Genomic DNA, 16,441 nt, shown 5'->3' with positions numbered 1-16,441 from the left:
CGCCGCGGACTTCGAACGAAGCACGCGGCGTTTTCGCATAGGTGCCAGACCCTATGGGTCTGACACCGGTTTTAGGACATCTGGAAGTTAATCGGCACAACCACATACACCGGCTGCGCCTTGCCATCTTCCACATACGGCTTGAACAGCGCGCGCATGACAGCGGCGCGGCCCGCTTCGTCCAGGTTGTTGAAGCCGGAAGATTTCTGGATCGCTGCCTGCTCGGCATAACCCTTCTCGTTCACCAGCACGCGCAAGGTCACCACGCCCTGTTCGCCCATGCGGCGCGAAACCGACGGGTATACCGGCTGCGGTGCGCGAATATACTCCACGGCGGAAATCACGCGCGGGCCGGCTGGAGCGGCAGGAGCCGCAGGCGCAGGGTCGGCCGGCGCAGCCACCACCGGCGTTGCCGGTGCAGCTTCAGTCACACGCGCTTGCGATGGCGGCAAGGTGATGGTGTTTTCAATCACGATCGGCAGCATCGGCAGCGGAGGCGGGGTGATCGAAGGCGCTTTCGGTGCGATGTCCACCGTCTTGGGCTGCGACGCGGGAGGCGGCGGTGGTGGTGCAGCCACGAAAGTGACGTTGACCACTTCAGGAATGCGGTCCACGAGGCGGTGCATGGTGCCGTTGATAAAGGCATAACCGAGGACTGCATGCAAAGCGACGACCGCTGCGATCTTGGTCAGCTTGGCGCCGCCATCACCGGCGCCGAAATCGCCGCCAGCCGGGAAAGTCATCGATTGCATAGAGCGCTCCTTACACGGTGAGTGTTGGGCGCTTGAGCACAGTCTCCTGTATTCCGCTGCCCAGATGTTCGTCCAGCACTTCCACCGCATAGCTGAGGCAGTTGCCGCAGCAGGTGGCCACGCCGAGCGCTTCGCGCAACTCGTCCATGGAGCTGATACCCATATCTATGGCTTGACGGATTTCTCGATCAGAGATGTTGTTGCAGACACAAACGATCATTTCAGAAATTACCTTCTGGCTAAGATTGCGATTCCGTTATTGAGAATCATTATCATTACGGTTCCCATTCTACCCGAACAGGGCTACAATGCAAGCGAAATTGAAAACCATTCTCATTTATAATGATGCGGTTGTATGTCCCCCTGGAAAGTTCGCCATGACCCTTGCGCCAACCCTGATCAAGCTTGATTCCCTGCCGGTGGGGCAGAGCGGAACGGTGGTACATATTGCTCCGGGCAACCCGGAAGACACCGAGGACGGCGCCGACCTGGCGCGCCGCCTGATGGAGCTGGGCTTCGTGCCCGGCGAACGGATCCGCATGCTCAAACGCGGCCTGCCGGGCGGCGAACCCCTCGCCATTAAAGTAGGCAATGCCACCTTTGCCTTGCGCCGCTTCGAAGCCGCGCTGATCTCGATCCAACCGGAATAAATGTAATGGGTGCAGTAGAAAAGGCCGCGCCAGTCGTCGCGCAGCAGCCAATGGTCGCCCTGCTGGGCAACCCGAATTGCGGCAAGACCGCATTGTTCAACCGCCTGACCGGCGCACGCCAGAAGGTCGCCAACTATGCCGGCGTCACCATCGAGCGCAAGGAAGGCCAGTTCACCTCCGGCGCCGGCAAGCATTACCGCCTGCTCGACCTGCCGGGCGCATACAGCCTGTCGGCCCACACCCCGGATGAAATGATCACGCGCGACGTGGTGGCCGGCCTGCGTGAAGGCGAGCGTTCGCCCGACGTGGTGGTCTGCGTGGTCGATGCCACCAACCTGCGCCTGAACCTGCGCCTGGCGCTGGAAATCCAGCGCCTCGGCCTGCCGATGGTGCTGTGCCTGAACATGGTCGACGTGGCCAGGAAGCGCGGCATTGTGGTCGATGCGGCAAGGCTGTCGCAGGAACTGGGCATGCCGGTGGTGGAAACCGTGGCCGTGAAGAGCGGCGGCGAGAAAGCCCTGGTCGATGCACTGGACAGCCTGTGGCCATATTATGAAAGCGCGGCCAAGCCGCTGTCCGCGATCGATGCCGTGAGCGTCGAGGAAACCCAGCGCGAGGTGCGCCGCATCATGGCGCTTGCGGTGAAGGACGCGGACGACCGCGGCAACCGTTCCGAAAAGATCGACCATTTCGTGCTGCATCCCTTCATGGGGCCGATCATCCTGGCCGTGCTGATGTTCTGCGTGTTCCAGGCCGTGTTCAGCTGGGCCGAAGTGCCGATGGACATGATCAGCGGCGGCGTCGAGCACCTGGGCGCCCTGGTCCGGGAGCATATGGCCGACGGCGTGCTGCGCTCCCTGCTGGTCGACGGCGTGCTGGGCGGTGTCGGTGCTGTGCTGGTATTCCTGCCGCAGATCCTGATCCTGTTCTTCTTCATCCTGGTGCTGGAGGATTGCGGCTACCTGCCGCGCGCAGCCTTCCTGCTGGACCGCCTGATGGGCGGCGTCGGCCTGTCGGGCCGCGCCTTCATTCCGTTGCTGTCCTCGTTCGCCTGCGCCATTCCCGGCGTCATGGCGGCGCGCACCATCCAGAATCCGCGCGACCGCATCGTAACCATCATGATCGCGCCGCTGATGACCTGTTCGGCGCGCCTGCCGGTGTATGCGCTGGTGATTGCCGCCTTCATCCCGGAGCGCGAAGTGTGGGGCATGTTCAACCTGCAAGGCCTGGTGCTGTTCTGCCTGTACTTTGCCGGCATCATCTCCGCCATGGCTGTCGCCTGGGTCATGAAGCGCTCCATGCGCGCCAAACGCAACCAGCCGCTGATGCTGGAACTGCCGGCCTACCACTGGCCGCATATGCGCAACCTGGTCATCGGCCTGTACGAACGCGCCAAGATCTTCCTGATGCGCGTCGGTACCACCATCCTGACCCTGATGGTGCTGCTGTGGGCCCTGTCCAGCTTCCCGGGCGCACCGGAAGGCGCGACCCATCCGCCGATCTATTACAGCGTGGCCGGCATGCTGGGCCGCGCGCTGGAATACATCTTCGCGCCGATCGGCTTCAACTGGCAGATCTGCATTGCGCTGGTGCCGGGCATGGCGGCGCGGGAAGTGGCTGTCGGCGCGCTGGGCACGGTGTATGCGCTGTCGCAGACCGGCGACGAGCTGGCGAACACCTTGCTGCCTGTGATCCAGGCAAGCTGGGGCCTGCCCACTGCGCTGGCGCTGCTGGCCTGGTACGTATTCGCGCCGCAGTGCCTGTCCACGCTGACCGTGGTGCGGCGCGAAACCAATTCGATGAAGTATCCGCTGCTGATGGCTGGCTATATGTTTGCGCTGGCCTACACCGCCACCTTCATCACATACCGCGTCGCCCTGGCGCTGGCGGGCTGAACCATGTGGCAGGAAATCATCGTCGGCATCATCGTGGCAGCCGCCGCGCTGCACGCGGCGCGCAAATACCTGCCTGCCGCATGGCGCCAGCGGATTGTCCATGTATTGTCGCGCCGCGGCCTGCCGCAGGAAAAGCTGGCGCGCTTCTTCAACACGGAATCGAGCTGCGGCAGCGGCTGCGGTTCCTGCGGCGGCTGCGGCGATTCTCCCGCGCCGCCAGCGCCCCCATCCGGCGGCGGCCCGGCGCGCCGCGTCATTACGCTGCACGTCCAGCGCTAGCCCGCCGATCTCCTGAAAGCTTGACGCAGGACATGTGAAGCCCCAAAAGGGGTACCTACAATGCCACTTATCGCAAGCAGCATTGTGGAGCCATCGTGGCCTGGAGCAGGAGACAATTCGCCAATATAGTCAGGATCGCATTGTTTGCGATGCTGGTGGCGGTGTCCGCGCCAACCCTATCCACCTTGCTGTCGGCCGCCTGCGGCGACAACAGCGCCGTCGATTGCCACGCCAAGCCGACAGCCCACCACATGGTTCAGAAGTGCGGCTACTGCATGGTACAGGCCGACCTGCCGCCTGTGCCGCCGCCATTCGCCGCCATTGCGTTGGCGCTCATGGCGCCTTCGCGCGCCGAACCCGCGTTGCAGGCGCCTGCAGCGCTGCCCCAGCAAGGACCTGTGGCGCCACCCTCGCGCGCCCCGCCTTCAGCTTGATCTTTCCCGCGTAGTTCCCCCGGCTTTGCATTGCACGCGCCCCTTTGGCTGCGCGGTTGCAAGGCCCCCGCTCGCAAGAACAAGAAAGGAAGCATCATGAACACCCGCCTCATTCCCCTGGCCGCCGCTGTGCTGGCCGTGTTTTCGACGCCAGCACTGGCCGACCACGTAGGGGAATCGCCGCTCAAGCTGGTTGGCACTGTCGTCATCGCCGGCACCAATCCGACCTCGCTGCCGACCCAGATTCCGACCACCATCGAAGGCATCACCCGCGCCCGGATCGAAGACCAGGTCAACGCCAGCGATGCGGAAGACGCCCTGAAATACCTGCCTAGCCTGCTGGTGCGCAAGCGCTATATCGGCGACTACAACCACGCCGTGCTGTCGACCCGCGCCTCCGGCACCGGCAACAGTGCGCGTTCGGCAGTGTATGCGGACGGTGTGCTGCTGTCGAACTACCTTGGCAACGGAGCCACCTTCGCGCCACGCTGGGGCATGGTGGCGCCGGAGGAAATCGAACGGGTGGACGTGCTGTACGGCCCATTCTCCGCCGCCTACGGCGGCAACTCGGTGGGCGCGGTGGTCGATTACCAGACGCGCATGCCGAAGCAGTTCGAAGCCCATGCCCGGGTCGGCTACGTGGTCCAGCCTTTTGGGCTGTACGGCACGGACCAGGACTTCCGCGCCAGGCAAGCGAGCATGTCGCTGGGCAGCCGCCACGGCGCCTGGTCCTGGTTCTTCAGCGTGAACCGTACCGACAGCGACGGCCATCCGCAAACCTATACCAGTCGCGTGATCGCCAGCGGCGCGGCGGGCGGCGCCGGCGTGCCGGTAACGGGTGCCGTGGTGGGCAAGGACCGTACCAATCGCGACATCTATATTCTCGGCACGGCCACCCAGTACAGCACGGTGCAGGAGCACGCCAAGTTCAAGCTGGCTTACGACTTTTCGCCGACCGTGCGCGCCAGCTACGCGCTGGGCTGGTGGCAGAACGATTCGGATGGCACGCCCAACAGCTACCTGCGCGATGCGGCGGGCAGGCCGGTGTACAGCGGCCCGGTATCGATTGCTGGCCGCAGCTTCACCCTGGCTGCACCGGACTTCAATTCATCGCGCGAAGAACTGCGCCACCTGATGCACGGCCTGACGGTGAAGAGCAACACCAAGGGCGTCTTCGACTGGGAAGTGGCGGCCAGCCTGTACGACTACAGCCGCGACATCCTGCGCGCACCTGCAACGGCACGCCCGGCTGCTGCCACCGGCGGCGCCGGCCGCATCGTCGACCAGGGCGGCACCGGCTGGAGCACGCTGTCGCTGAAAGGCGTCTGGCGTCCCGGCGGCATGCGCGGCGCGCACATCGTCGATTTCGGCTACCAGCGGGCGGCATACAAGCTGTCCACCCTCGAACGCGCCACCAGCGACTGGCTGAACGGCTCCCCCGGCGCGCGCAACCAGGCCTTTTCCGGCCGCACCAGCATCGACAGCCTGTACCTGCAAGACACCTGGAGACTGGCGCCGGACTGGAAGACCGTGCTCGGCGCGCGCTTCGAGCACTGGACCGGCCGCGACGGCGAGACAGCCAACGCCAGCACCGTGGTGCGCCACGCCCGGCGCAGCGAAAACCATGTGTCCCCCAAAGCGGCACTGGCCTACCAGGCCAGCGACGACTGGACCATCAAGGCGTCCACCGGCCGCGCCGTGCGCATGCCGACCGTATCCGAGCTGTACCAGGGCGGCATCAACAATGCCGGCACCCTGATCAACAACGACCCCGGCCTGAAAGCCGAACGCTCCTGGACCACGGAGCTGAGCGCCGAGCGCCTGGTGGGCAGTTCCGCACTGCGCCTGACAGCCTTCTTCGAGCGCAACAGCGACGCGCTGTACGCGCAGACCAATGTGCTGGTCACGCCGAACGTGACCAATGTGCAGAATGTGGAGCTGATCCGCACCCACGGCCTGGAAACCGCCTGGTCGAACGAGGACGTGCTGGTGGAAGGCCTGGACATGCAGGCCAGCCTGACCTGGACCGATTCCAAGATCAAGCGCAACGCCCGATTCCCCGCCAGCGTCGGCAAATGGCAGCCGCGCATTCCGGAATGGCGTGCCAGCGCGGTAGCGACTTATCGCGTGAACGACAAGCTGAGCGCCACGTTGGCTGCACGTTACAGCGGCAAGCAGTATTCGACCCTGGACAACACTGACGTCAACGGCTTCGCCTACCAGGGAGCGAGCAAATACTTCACGGTCGACATGCGCCTGCGCTACCGCATCGACCAGCATTGGAGTGCCGCCTTCGGCATCGACAATGCCAACAACTACAAATACTGGAACTTCCATCCCTACCCACAGCGCTCTTACACAGCCGAGGTGAAATTTGATTGGTAATGCCCTGGAACTCGGCGAGTTCGAATTATGGTGCCACCCGCATGTGGCGGCACGCGATGGCAGCATCGCCTGCGTGCGGGCCGACGTGCGCTGGCGCCGGCAGGACGGCAGCCTGGCCGCAACGCCCGCCACCCTGGCCGCGCTGGCCGGGCCGGCCGCGCGGCAGCTCTTCGTGCTGCATATGGTGTGCGACGCGCTGGCCGCGTTGCGCATGTGGCACGCGGAAGGCTTCGAACTGGACCTGGTGCTGGCGCTGCCGGTACCGCAGCAGGTGCTGGACGATGCGGCCACGCGCGGCGCGGTCGCGGACTTGCTGGCCCAGGCGGGCTGCGCTCCGTCCCGGCTGGCGCTGCGTGGCGGCACGGGTGGCGCAGGCAGCGCGGACGAGAGGGCGGGCACGCCCGGCGGCGGACACGCGGCTGCCCCATGCTGCGAGGTATCCGACCTGCTCGACTGGCTGCGCGTGCGCGATGCCGATTGCGCGCAGGCGGCGGGAACATTCATCGCCTCGCCGCAGCCGGTGCATGTGCTGCCGGCCACGCTGCGGCGCTGGCAGGCCAGCTATTCGGTCATGAGCGCGGCCGACGCCTTCAGCTGAAGTGCACCTGGCCGAAGAAGCCGTATTGCAGGCTCTGTGCGATGCGGCTGGCCACGATGCGGAACTCCCCGGCCACAGCCGGCTCGAACAGCCGGTCGACAGTAGCCTGGAACAGCGCCAGCCAGCGCTGGAAATGCTGCGGCTGCACGCCCGGCAGCGCCATATGCTTGCCGTAGACATTGCCCTGGAAGCTCTTGGTGCCCAGCATGGTGGTGCTCCAGAACTCCACCATGCGCGCCAGGTGCGGTTCCCAGTCGTCGATGGCCGCCTCGAATACCGGCCCCAGTTCAGGGTCGGCGCGCACGCCGTCGTAGAAGGCGTGGACCAGGCGGTGGATCGATTCGGGCGTCAGGGGCAGCATGCCGGCCAGTATACCTACATCTGGCGGAACCTGCGGACGAAGGCTTCGGACACCGGCAACTGCTCACGGCGCTTCTTGAGCATGATGGCCAGTTCGCCATCGAGCTTGGGACCGATGCTGGCGATGTGCAGGGCGTTCACCACCGTGGAGCGGTGGGTTTGCCAGAACTGTTCCGGGTCCAGCTCCGCCACCAGTTCCTTCAAGCTCTTGCGGATCAGCAGGTCGGAGTCGGCCAGGACGACGCGGGTCGACTTGTGCGCCGCCTGGAAGAACACCACTTCGTCCACCGTGATCAGGCGCAGCGAATTGCCCGCCGCCGCGGTGATCCAGCGCAGGTGCCGCGCTGGCGCGGACGCCGCGTCCAGCTCCTCGAGCAGGCGGCCCAGGTCGGGCGGCGCTTGCGGCAGCCGGCATTGCAGCCTTTGCACGGTCTGCGCCAGGCGCTCGGCCATGACCGGCTTGAGCAGATAGTCGATGGCGCCGCGCTCGAAGGCTTCCAGCGCATGGCTGTCGTACGCGGTAACGAAGACGATGTGGCAGCGCTCGCGGATGATGCGCGCCACCTGCAGGCCGCTGGGGTCGGGAATCTGTATGTCGAGGAAGACGATGTCGGGCTGCTCGTCCATCACCATGCGCAGCGCCTGTTCGCCGTCGCGCGCGTGGCCGACCAGGCGCAGCTCCGGCCACAGGGCGTGCAACTGTTCGCGCAATTCATCGGCCAGTTCGGCTTCGTCTTCGACAATCAGGGCGCGCGGAGCCAGGGTCATTTGTTGCGCCTCAAGGCTTGGCGCAGGCGGCCGATCAGCTGGTCCAGCATGGCCGCGCCTTGCGCCGGGTCGTTGGCATAGCCGGCCTGGACCGCGCGCAGGTCGGCTGCAACGGCTACCGGATCGATGCGGGCACGCGCGGCATGCAGCGCGGCCTGCGCCATTTGCCGCGTCAACAAGGCACGCCTGGCCAGCATGCCGTCCAGGCGCTGCTGGTCCGCCAGGCGCTGCAGGTAGAGCAGGTAGAGCCAGCCGAACAGGCCGCCCCACAGTACGATGCTGAGCCAGGTTTCCAGGAATCCGCCCATGGACTGGCCGGAAAGCGCGACAGTGCCGTGCTCCAGCGCCTGCTCCAGGATCCATTCCAGGCGCGACAGTGCCGCGCTGGCCACCGCCAGCACCAGGACGAAGCGCAAGGGCTGCTGCAGCAGCAGTGCAGGCCGCCGCGCCGCGCCACGCAGTGCCAGCATCAGCGCGCAGCCGAGCACGCAATAGATGGCAAGCTGCGCCGCCAGTTCCCTTAGCAGGGCAGCCACCCCGTTCTCGGCCAGGAAGGCGGGCGCATGGTACAGGCGCGACAGCACGGCATTGACCGCGCCGCCCAGGGCGAACAGCATGGTGGCGCGCTTATGCCGCATGGCCGGCGATGGTCAGGACGGCGCGCACGCCGCAGGGCTGGCCGGGCTGCACCAGCAGGCTGGCGGCATTGCCGAAGGCGCTGCGCAGGCGTGCCCGCACCGTGCTTAAACCGAGGCCGCTGCCGGACTGCTGGCGCAGGCCGACGCCGTCGTCAGCCACTTCGATATGCAGGCCGCCGCTGTGCTGGCGCACCGCCACGTTCACGCGCCCGGTTCCGGCCTTGGGCGCCAGCCCGTGCCGCACCGCGTTCTCCACCAGGGTCGCCAGCACCAGCGCCGGCAGGCGATGTGCGCGGCAGGCGGGCGGCGCGGCGATGGCGTGCTCCAGTGAAGCGCCGAAACGGTAGCCGAGAATATCGAGGTAAAGCTGCACCAGATCCAGTTCCTGTCCCAGCGTCCAGTTGTCCTGGCGCAGGGCCGGCGCGGCCGATTCGAGAAAGGCCACCAGCGCGTCCATCACGACCGCCGCTTGCGCCGGGTCGGTGCGGTAGCGGCGCTTGACCAGGGCCAGGGTATTGAACAGGAAATGCGGCTCGATCTGCGCCTGCATCACGGCCAGTTCGGCGCGCTCCAGCTCCGCCGCCAGACGGTCGGTCTCGGCCTGCAGGCTGAGCGCGGCATCGTGCCGGCTGCGGGTACTGCTGCTGGCCCACAGCCAGCAGTAGGCCAGCAGCGCCACTGCCGTGACTTTGTAGGCGATGGCGTACAGACCGGTCGCGGTGACCGGACGGCCCATCGCCCAAGGGAAGAGCACTGCATAGACCAGACCCGTCAGCGCGGCCAGCGCGCATAGCAGGAGCAGGCTGCCGGCCAGCATGCGCAGCAGCGGCGTGTGCAGGCGGCGCGCCAACCAGGGTGTGGCGCGGCTGGCGGCCAGCCATACGGCTATCCCGGCGCCGGCAAAATACAGCAGGCCCAGCCCCATGCGCCAGCCCAGGTCGCTCCAGCTGCCACCGTTGATCCAGAAGCGCGCGTTGCCCTGCAGGTGCAGCAGTACGCTGGCCAGCACAATGGCCAGGACTACGCGGGTGCGGCTCCAGGTATGCGTCATACGTAAGCAAATTTGGATCAGGTGGCGCATTATGCATCAGAAGCGGCGGCGTGGCGATTTTGCTAACGGATCGACAGCGACGGCTGCAACAGGTCGGTGATGGTGCGCGCGATGGTCAGCGCGCCAGAGAGGTCGGAACTGGTGGCGCCGCTGTTGGTCAGGACAATGGTGCTGAAGCGCTCGTCCGGCCAGCGCCGATACTCGGCGATGAAGCCGCCCATGCCGCCCGAGTGTTTCAGCAGGGCGTGCCCATTGACGGTGAACAGGAACCAGCCCAAGCCATAGGAGGAGCCGCCGCCCGCATCGATGTGCGGCTTCCACATTTCGGCCAGGCTGGACGCCTTGAGGACATGGTTGCCGTACAGCGCGTTATCCCATTTCGCCATGTCCAACACGCTCATTTCGATGCCGCCCGCGCCCAGGGCCGGCCAGCTGTAGCGGTAAGGGGTCATGATGTGTTCGCGCAGCGCCGTGCCGTCCGGCCGGTAGCCGATGGCCGTGCCGGCCTTGGTGTTGGCCGCGTCGAGCTTGCGCGCCGTGCTCATGCCAAGTGGGCGGAACACGCGCTGCTGCAGCAGCTCCGCATAGTCCATGCCGGCCACCTTGGTCGCCAGCATGCCTAGTACGTCGTAGCCCATATTGCTGTATTCGAAGCGGGCGCCGGGCGCGGCATGCAAAGGGAGGGCGGCAATGGCGGCCACGCGCGCGTCATCGCTGCCGGCCATGAAGCTGTCGAAGCGGCTCAGGATGGCCGGGTCGATGGCGTCGTTCGGGCCGTCGCCCGGCACGCCGGACGAATGGCTCAACAGGTGGCGGATCGTGAGGGTGCGCCAGCCGTCCGGCAAGCCGCTGTAATACTTGCCCACCGTGTCATCCAGGGCCAGCTTGCCATCTTCGGCCAGCAGCAGGATCGCGGTGGCGACAAACATCTTGCTGATGGAGCCGATCTGGAAGCGGTCTTCCGGCCGCGCCGCGGCGCGCGTTGCCAGGTTGCTGTAGCCATAGCCCTTGGCGTAGAGCACTTGCTGGTCTTTCAGGACCACGACCGTGGCGCCGGGCAGGTTGAATTTCTTCAGGGCCGCCTGGACGGTCTGGTCGATCTGCGGGTTGGCGGCCTGGGTGCTGCCGACCGGATTGGTGCTCACCTCCGGCAGGTCGGCGATACGGAAACTTTGCTGCCCCTGGCCTGACAGCTGCTGGTCGGCAGGGCTGCCGCCACCGCCGCCACCGCAGGCAGCCAATAGGGCAAGGGTAACGGCGGCCGCGATGGCGGCACGCGACATTCGGTGCGACATGCTGCTCCTTTCTTAGATCGGGTGACAAGGTCCGGCCAGCTTAGCGCCGCGGCGCAGCGCCGCCTGCGCGCAGTGGACGAAGGCCGGTTTCGCGGGATTGAAGGCGGCAAAAACAGGAATGAAAAAGCTGATAAGCTTGTGGGACTTACAACCCTGTGGAGTGCGCCCATGATCATCGTCCATCACCTCAATAACTCTCGTTCGCAGCGTGTGCTGTGGCTGCTGGAAGAGCTGGGGCTGGCATACGAGATCAAGCACTACCAGCGCGATCCGAAAACCATGCTGGCGCCGCCGGAATTGGCCAGGGTGCACCCGCTTGGCAAGTCGCCCGTCATCGAGCATGAAGGCAATATCGTCGCCGAGTCGGGCGCCATTATCGAGTACCTGGTGGAGAAGCACGGCAACGACCGCCTGGTGCCGCCGGCCGGCACGCCCGACAAGCTGCGCTGGCGCTACTTCATGCATTACGCGGAAGGTTCGCTGATGTCGCCGCTGTTGATGAAGCTGGTGTTCGACAAGGTCGAATCGTCGCCGGCGCCATTCTTCGTCAAGCCGATCAAGAGCGCCATTGTGCAGAAAGTGATGTCGAGCTTTGTGCAACCCAATATCGACCGCCACCTGGCTTACCTCGAATCCGAACTCGCCAACCGCGACTGGTTCGCCGGCAACGAGTTCAGTGCGGCCGATATCCAGATGAGCTTCCCGCTCGAGGCGGCCGCTGCGCGCGGTGGCCTGGGCGCCAGCCACCCGCGCCTGCAAGCCTTCCTGCAGCGCATCCACGCCCGCCCGGCTTACCAGCGCGCCCTGGAGCGTGGCGGTCCCTATGAACTGCTGCGCTGATGCTTAGTGTAAAATCCAATATAACTTAGTTGCTAAAACACACTAAGTGGCTTATGATGTTCCTGCTTGATCGAGAAAACCAATAACAAGAAAGGAACATCACAATGATCAATCGAGAAATCCGCTCGCGCATCGCGCAGGAAACCCTGGCCATCATGGAGGTCGGCGGTTACGAAAATGCGCTTGGCAATTATGTCGATCTCGCGGACGCCCTTGGACGGGCCAAGGCAGGCACAGTCCATTACAAGGGCGGGGCGCTGGGACAACTTCTGGGAAACCACAGCGGCGGCCGGTCCTTTGCGACCAGGTTTGAGGTGCGCAACGAATCGACGCTGGCGGCAGCCCGCCGCCTTGTCGAACTCGGTCACGCCGATCCGCTTTGCCTGAACTTCGCTTCGGCCAAGAATCCTGGTGGCGGATTCCTTGGTGGTGCCGAGGCGCAGGAAGAGAACCTGGCAAAGTCTTCCGGGCTGTACCCCTGCATCGCGCAGAAGCCCGAAATGTACGAGGCAAACCGCGCGCACAAGTCGTGCATCTACCTGGACGACATGATCTATTCGCCCAAGGTGCCGGTATTCCGCGACGACGATTACGGCCTGCTGGATGAACCATATTTCGCCTCGATGGTCACCGCGCCGGCCGTCAATCGCGGCGCTGTCGCACGCAACGAACCGCAGCGTCTTGGCGAGCTGGAAGCGGCCATGCTGGCCCGCATTGATATGCTGCTGGCACTAGCCGTACACCACGGTCATACAGCGCTGGTGCTGGGTGCCTGGGGTTGCGGCGTGTTCGCTAACCAGCCTTCGGACATGGCGCGCTGGTTCGCCCAGCATTTGCTGCGCAACCCCAAGTACCGCAACGCATTCGCGCACGTGGTCTTTGCCGTGCTTGACCGCAAGGGCGCATCGGTTGCCGCCTTCGAAACGCAGTTCACGGGAGAAGAATCGAAATGAGAAATGTCGTCGAGCTTTGTGAGCACATACAAAACCATGGGCAGCCCAGGATGGTCCTGTTCTGGGGACATCGGCCGTCGAAGAACGGCGTCGTCACGAAGACTTGCTTCAGCCAATGGTTTGAGGCAGGGTTCGTAATCGATGGCACCCGCTACCCGACGGCCGAGCATTTCATGATGGCGGAGAAGGCGCGCCTGTTCGGCGATACCGCTGCGCTGGGCCGCATCCTGCAATCGCCCAACCCGTCCGTGGCCAAGGCCGCCGGCCGCAATGTGGAAGGCTTCGATGAAGAGGTCTGGGCGGAGAAGCGCTGGGATATCGTGGTCAAGGCCAACCATGCGAAATTCTCGCAGAACCCACCCTTGCGTAAATTCCTGCTCGCCACGGGAGAGCATGTGCTGGTGGAAGCCAGCCCGGTCGACTTCGTCTGGGGCAGCGGCTTTGCTGCGGACTCGCCGCATGCGGAAAACCCGTCCGAATGGACTGGCATGAACCTGCTTGGTTTCGCCTTGATGGAAGTGCGTTCGCGCCTGAGATAGGCCGAGAGCAGGTAGCTGTGCGGTAAAATAGCGGCATGACGGGAAGATTGTTGGCCATTGATGGGTTGAATATCGTGCGGCGTGTGTATGAGGCAAGTCCGGAACCGGACTCCGACCTCAAAGCCGAGATCGCCATGCGCCATGCGTTCAACGCCTTCCAGCGCCTGGTCAACGGCCACGAACCCACCCATATCCTGCCCGCCTTCGATTACGGCGGGCCGACCTGGCGCCACAGCCTGTACAAGGGCTACCGCGAAGGCCGCCAGCCGATGCCGGAAGTACTGCGCGAGGCGCTGCCCCAGTTCTACATGCAGCTCACCAATATCGGCATGTGCCCGATTGCCATCCCCGATGTGGAAGCCGACGATGTGATCGGCACCGTGGTCACGCGCTGGCTCAACGAAAACCGTGGCGAAGCGGTGGTGGCCACCACCGACAAGGACCTGCACTGCCTGATCGCCGAAGGCGCCCGCATCTGGGACCATTTCAAGTCCGAATGGCACGACCGCGCCTGGGTCGAACAGAAGTGGGGCGTCACACCCGGCATGCTGCCGGACCTGCTGGCGCTGATGGGCGACGAGACCGATTCGATTCCCGGCGTCTCCAACGTGGGCGTGAAGACCGCCGCCAAACTGTTGCGAACATACGGCACTCTGGACGCAATCATGGCCGGTGCAGGCATACTGAAGGACAAAGTCGGCGAAAGCCTACGAAAAGAGCGCGAGATGCTGTATCTTTCTCGTCAACTGGTACAACTGAAAACGGACGTCCGGATCGGCGTGAGCTGGAATATGCTGGCCTGGGACCGTTATACCTCCTGATGTTAAAAGCGGTTCTCATCGACAGCAGCGCCATTGCACGCGGCCTGCTCAACACGGTGCTCCTGGACGGCGGCTACGACGTGGTCGGCCAGGCGCACACTTGCCTGGCTGGCAATGTGCTGCTGATCAAGCACCAGCCCCAGATCATCTGCGTTTCGCGCGACTGCATCGAAGCCGATGAGCCGGCCATGCTGGCCATGCGCAAGGAATGGCCGAAAGCCATGATTTTCATGGTGTCGTCGGAGTTCGACCAGGCCACCATCCAGAAAGCCCATGCGATGGGCGTCAACGGTTATATCGTGAAGCCGTTCAACGCGGGTACGGTACTGAAGACCATCCGCAACACCGTCATCGCGGCGGTAAAGCGGCAACAGAAAGCGCAGGCCGACGCGCAAGGCGCCAGCCCGGTTGAGGGATCAGACGAAGTTTGAGCCGTTGATGATGCCGCCGCCCAGGCAAACGTCGCCGTCGTACAGCACGGCCGACTGGCCGGGGGTGACTGCCCACTGGGCTTCCATGAATTTCAGCGCGAACTCGCTGTCGCCGCTGGCGGCCACGTCGCAAGGCACGTCGGCCTGGCGGTAGCGGGTCTTGGCGCTGACGCGGCCGGCTTCCGGCGCGACGCCGGCAACCCAGCTTGCCTGGCCGGCATGCAGCGCTTCCGACAGCAGCCAAGGGTGGTCGTGGCCTTGCACGACCCACAGCGTATTGTTCTCGACGTCCTTGCGCGCCACATACCAGGCGTCGCTGGAACCGTCTGACTTCTGGTAAGTCTTCACGCCGCCGATGCCGATGCCCTTGCGCTGGCCCAGGGTGTAGAAGGACAGGCCGACGTGCTCACCCACCACCTTGCCGTCCGGGGTCTTGATCGGGCCCGCCTTGTAGGACAGGTAGCGGTTCAGGAATTCGCGGAACGGGCGCTCGCCGATGAAGCAGATGCCGGTGGAATCCTTCTTGGCCGCATTAGGCAGCTGCAGCTTCTCGGCGATTTTGCGCACTTCCGTTTTCGGGATTTCGCCCAGCGGGAACAGGGTCTTCGACAACTGCGCCTGGTTCAGGCGGTGCAGGAAATAGCTCTGGTCCTTGGTGTGGTCGACCGCTTTCAGCAGCTCGTGGCGGCCGCTGGCGCTGTTGTGGCGCACGCGCGCATAGTGGCCGGTGGCGATCAGGTCCGCGCCCAGGTGCATGGCGTGGTCGAGGAAGGCTTTGAACTTGATCTCCGCATTGCACAAAACGTCCGGGTTCGGGGTGCGGCCGGCCTGGTATTCGCGCAGGAATTCGGCGAACACGCGGTCCTTGTATTCGGCGGCGAAATTGACGGCTTCGATGTCCACGCCCACCACGTCGGCCACGCTGGCCGCGTCGATCCAGTCCTGGCGCGAGGAACAGAATTCGGAATCGTCGTCGTCCTCCCAGTTCTTCATGAACAGGCCGACAACTTCATAGCCTTGTTCTTTCAGCAGCCAGGCGGAAACGGAGGAATCAACGCCACCGGACATGCCGATGACAACTTTTTTCTTAGTCATGATGCGAGGGGTGTTGCAAATTTTCCAAAATAGAAGAAATCTTCAGACTTCTTCAAACACCGACACGTGGGTGTGCAGGATTTCCAGCGGGGCACGCTTGCCGGCCAAATATTCGTCCACGCAAGTCAGCAGCAGGGGGCTGCGGTGGCGTTCACGGCAGGCCGCGATTTCATCGCGCGTCATCCAATGGGTGCGCAGGATGCCCTCATCCAGCGGCCGATCGGGATAGTAGGTGCCAACTTCGCCGCAAAAGGCAAAACGCAGGAACGTCACCAGCTGCCCGGTACGCGCCGAGCGGTAGCGCGACATATACATGCCGACCAGGGCAGTCGGCGTGAAATCGTAGGCGGTTTCTTCCAGGGTTTCGCGGATCACGGCCTGTTCCAGCGATTCCAGCGGATCGAGATGGCCGGCCGGCTGGTTGAGGCGAATGCCGTCACTGGTTTCTTCCTCAATCAGAAGAAACTTCCCGTCGCGCTCGATGACGGCGGCGACTGTGACATTCGGTTTCCAGGTGCGCGGCATGTTAGTCCATCCTCAGAAGACCCGACATTGTAGCCTGATCTTGCCCCCTTCGTTGTGACCACGGTGTGAAATGCTTGTGCATTGCAACAATTCGGCACAGGTAATGTTGGCCGTAGAACATTTCATGTTAGA

Annotated in this window: 20 protein-coding genes; 11 read left to right on the top strand and 9 right to left on the bottom strand. The window is 64.3% G+C overall.

The genetic code is table 11. The features are described from left to right. Nucleotides 1-71 precede the first annotated feature (71 nt). Both ACWBU6_RS28620 and ACWBU6_RS28615 read right to left on the bottom strand, forming a co-directional pair. Nucleotides 72-752, bottom strand: a complete 681-nt coding sequence (locus ACWBU6_RS28620; protein WP_452646711.1) for an energy transducer TonB — start codon at nt 750-752, stop codon at nt 72-74. A gap of 10 nt (nt 753-762) precedes the next feature. After that, nucleotides 763-972, bottom strand: a complete 210-nt coding sequence (locus tag ACWBU6_RS28615; RefSeq protein ID WP_055934253.1) for a (2Fe-2S)-binding protein — start codon at nt 970-972, stop codon at nt 763-765. 157 nt (nt 973-1,129) lie between these two features. Between ACWBU6_RS28615 and ACWBU6_RS28610 the strand changes: the two genes are divergently transcribed. From ACWBU6_RS28610 to ACWBU6_RS28585, 6 genes are all read left to right on the top strand, one after another. Continuing rightward, on the top strand, nt 1,130-1,402 hold the full coding sequence (locus ACWBU6_RS28610; protein ID WP_452646710.1) for a FeoA family protein: 273 nt from the start codon (nt 1,130-1,132) through the stop codon (nt 1,400-1,402). A 5-nt stretch (nt 1,403-1,407) separates the two neighbouring features. Beyond that, nucleotides 1,408-3,297 (top strand): ferrous iron transporter B, encoded by a 1,890-nt coding sequence (gene feoB, locus ACWBU6_RS28605; RefSeq protein ID WP_452646709.1) that lies wholly within the window; start codon nt 1,408-1,410, stop codon nt 3,295-3,297. Between the two features lie 3 nt (nt 3,298-3,300). After that, nucleotides 3,301-3,576 (top strand): DUF6587 family protein, encoded by a 276-nt coding sequence (locus ACWBU6_RS28600; RefSeq protein WP_452646708.1) that lies wholly within the window; start codon nt 3,301-3,303, stop codon nt 3,574-3,576. Nucleotides 3,577-3,716: 140 nt separating this feature from the next. Then, a complete protein-coding gene (locus ACWBU6_RS28595) occupies nt 3,717-4,010 on the top strand; it encodes a hypothetical protein (protein ID WP_452646707.1) in 294 nt (97 codons plus the stop codon). Nucleotides 4,011-4,106: 96 nt separating this feature from the next. Further along, nucleotides 4,107-6,395 carry a TonB-dependent receptor gene (locus ACWBU6_RS28590; RefSeq protein WP_452646706.1) on the top strand — a complete coding sequence of 763 codons (2,289 nt, stop codon included), beginning with the start codon at nt 4,107-4,109 and terminating at the stop codon, nt 6,393-6,395. Then, nucleotides 6,385-6,993, top strand: a complete 609-nt coding sequence (locus ACWBU6_RS28585; RefSeq protein ID WP_452646705.1) for a hypothetical protein — start codon at nt 6,385-6,387, stop codon at nt 6,991-6,993. Before ACWBU6_RS28590 ends, ACWBU6_RS28585 begins: the two co-directional genes overlap by 11 nt. On the opposite strand, the gene ACWBU6_RS28580 is transcribed toward ACWBU6_RS28585, so the two are convergent. The 5 genes from ACWBU6_RS28580 to ACWBU6_RS28560 all read right to left on the bottom strand — a co-directional run bounded on the left by ACWBU6_RS28580 (nt 6,986) and on the right by ACWBU6_RS28560 (nt 11,105). Further along, nucleotides 6,986-7,354: a group III truncated hemoglobin gene (locus tag ACWBU6_RS28580; RefSeq protein ID WP_452646704.1), complete on the bottom strand. Its 369-nt coding sequence runs from the start codon at nt 7,352-7,354 to the stop codon at nt 6,986-6,988. The two genes, ACWBU6_RS28585 and ACWBU6_RS28580, sit on opposite strands and share 8 nt — an antisense overlap. Before the next feature lie 14 nt (nt 7,355-7,368). Further along, nucleotides 7,369-8,121 carry a LytR/AlgR family response regulator transcription factor gene (locus ACWBU6_RS28575; protein WP_452646703.1) on the bottom strand — a complete coding sequence of 251 codons (753 nt, stop codon included), beginning with the start codon at nt 8,119-8,121 and terminating at the stop codon, nt 7,369-7,371. Further along, entirely contained in the window at nt 8,118-8,759 is a 642-nt protein-coding gene (locus ACWBU6_RS28570) for a hypothetical protein (RefSeq protein ID WP_452646702.1), read from the bottom strand. The genes ACWBU6_RS28575 and ACWBU6_RS28570 overlap by 4 nt, the downstream gene beginning before the upstream one ends. Beyond that, the gene (locus ACWBU6_RS28565) at nt 8,749-9,810 is read right to left on the bottom strand and encodes a sensor histidine kinase (protein WP_452646701.1); all 1,062 of its coding nucleotides are present in this window, start codon (nt 9,808-9,810) and stop codon (nt 8,749-8,751) included. Before ACWBU6_RS28565 ends, ACWBU6_RS28570 begins: the two co-directional genes overlap by 11 nt. Before the next feature lie 62 nt (nt 9,811-9,872). After that, on the bottom strand, nt 9,873-11,105 hold the full coding sequence (locus tag ACWBU6_RS28560; RefSeq protein ID WP_452646700.1) for a serine hydrolase domain-containing protein: 1,233 nt from the start codon (nt 11,103-11,105) through the stop codon (nt 9,873-9,875). A gap of 168 nt (nt 11,106-11,273) precedes the next feature. Between ACWBU6_RS28560 and ACWBU6_RS28555 the strand changes: the two genes are divergently transcribed. The 5 genes from ACWBU6_RS28555 (at nt 11,274) to ACWBU6_RS28535 (ending at nt 14,689) form a co-directional block, all read left to right on the top strand. Then, nucleotides 11,274-11,945: a glutathione S-transferase family protein gene (locus ACWBU6_RS28555; RefSeq protein ID WP_452646699.1), complete on the top strand. Its 672-nt coding sequence runs from the start codon at nt 11,274-11,276 to the stop codon at nt 11,943-11,945. 104 nt (nt 11,946-12,049) lie between these two features. Next, nucleotides 12,050-12,898 carry a TIGR02452 family protein gene (locus tag ACWBU6_RS28550; protein ID WP_452646698.1) on the top strand — a complete coding sequence of 283 codons (849 nt, stop codon included), beginning with the start codon at nt 12,050-12,052 and terminating at the stop codon, nt 12,896-12,898. Between the two features lie 50 nt (nt 12,899-12,948). After that, the gene (locus ACWBU6_RS28545; protein WP_452646697.1) at nt 12,949-13,437 is read left to right on the top strand and encodes an NADAR family protein; all 489 of its coding nucleotides are present in this window, start codon (nt 12,949-12,951) and stop codon (nt 13,435-13,437) included. 35 nt (nt 13,438-13,472) lie between these two features. Then, the gene (locus ACWBU6_RS28540; protein ID WP_452646696.1) at nt 13,473-14,258 is read left to right on the top strand and encodes a 5'-3' exonuclease; all 786 of its coding nucleotides are present in this window, start codon (nt 13,473-13,475) and stop codon (nt 14,256-14,258) included. Beyond that, complete coding sequence (locus ACWBU6_RS28535) at nt 14,258-14,689, top strand: ANTAR domain-containing response regulator (RefSeq protein ID WP_452646695.1); 432 nt, start codon at nt 14,258-14,260, stop codon at nt 14,687-14,689. The genes ACWBU6_RS28540 and ACWBU6_RS28535 overlap by 1 nt, the downstream gene beginning before the upstream one ends. Here ACWBU6_RS28535 and mnmA read toward each other — a convergent pair. After that, on the bottom strand, nt 14,675-15,784 hold the full coding sequence (gene mnmA, locus ACWBU6_RS28530; RefSeq protein WP_452646694.1) for a tRNA 2-thiouridine(34) synthase MnmA: 1,110 nt from the start codon (nt 15,782-15,784) through the stop codon (nt 14,675-14,677). The genes ACWBU6_RS28535 and mnmA overlap by 15 nt on opposite strands. 42 nt (nt 15,785-15,826) lie before the next feature. Further along, nucleotides 15,827-16,309: an NUDIX hydrolase gene (locus ACWBU6_RS28525; protein ID WP_452646693.1), complete on the bottom strand. Its 483-nt coding sequence runs from the start codon at nt 16,307-16,309 to the stop codon at nt 15,827-15,829. Nucleotides 16,310-16,441 lie beyond the last annotated feature (132 nt).

It is taken from the genome of Pseudoduganella sp. HUAS MS19, from assembly GCF_053615455.1.
Note: the sequence above shows the minus strand (reverse complement) of the source record. Positions and strands in the feature narration are given on the sequence as shown.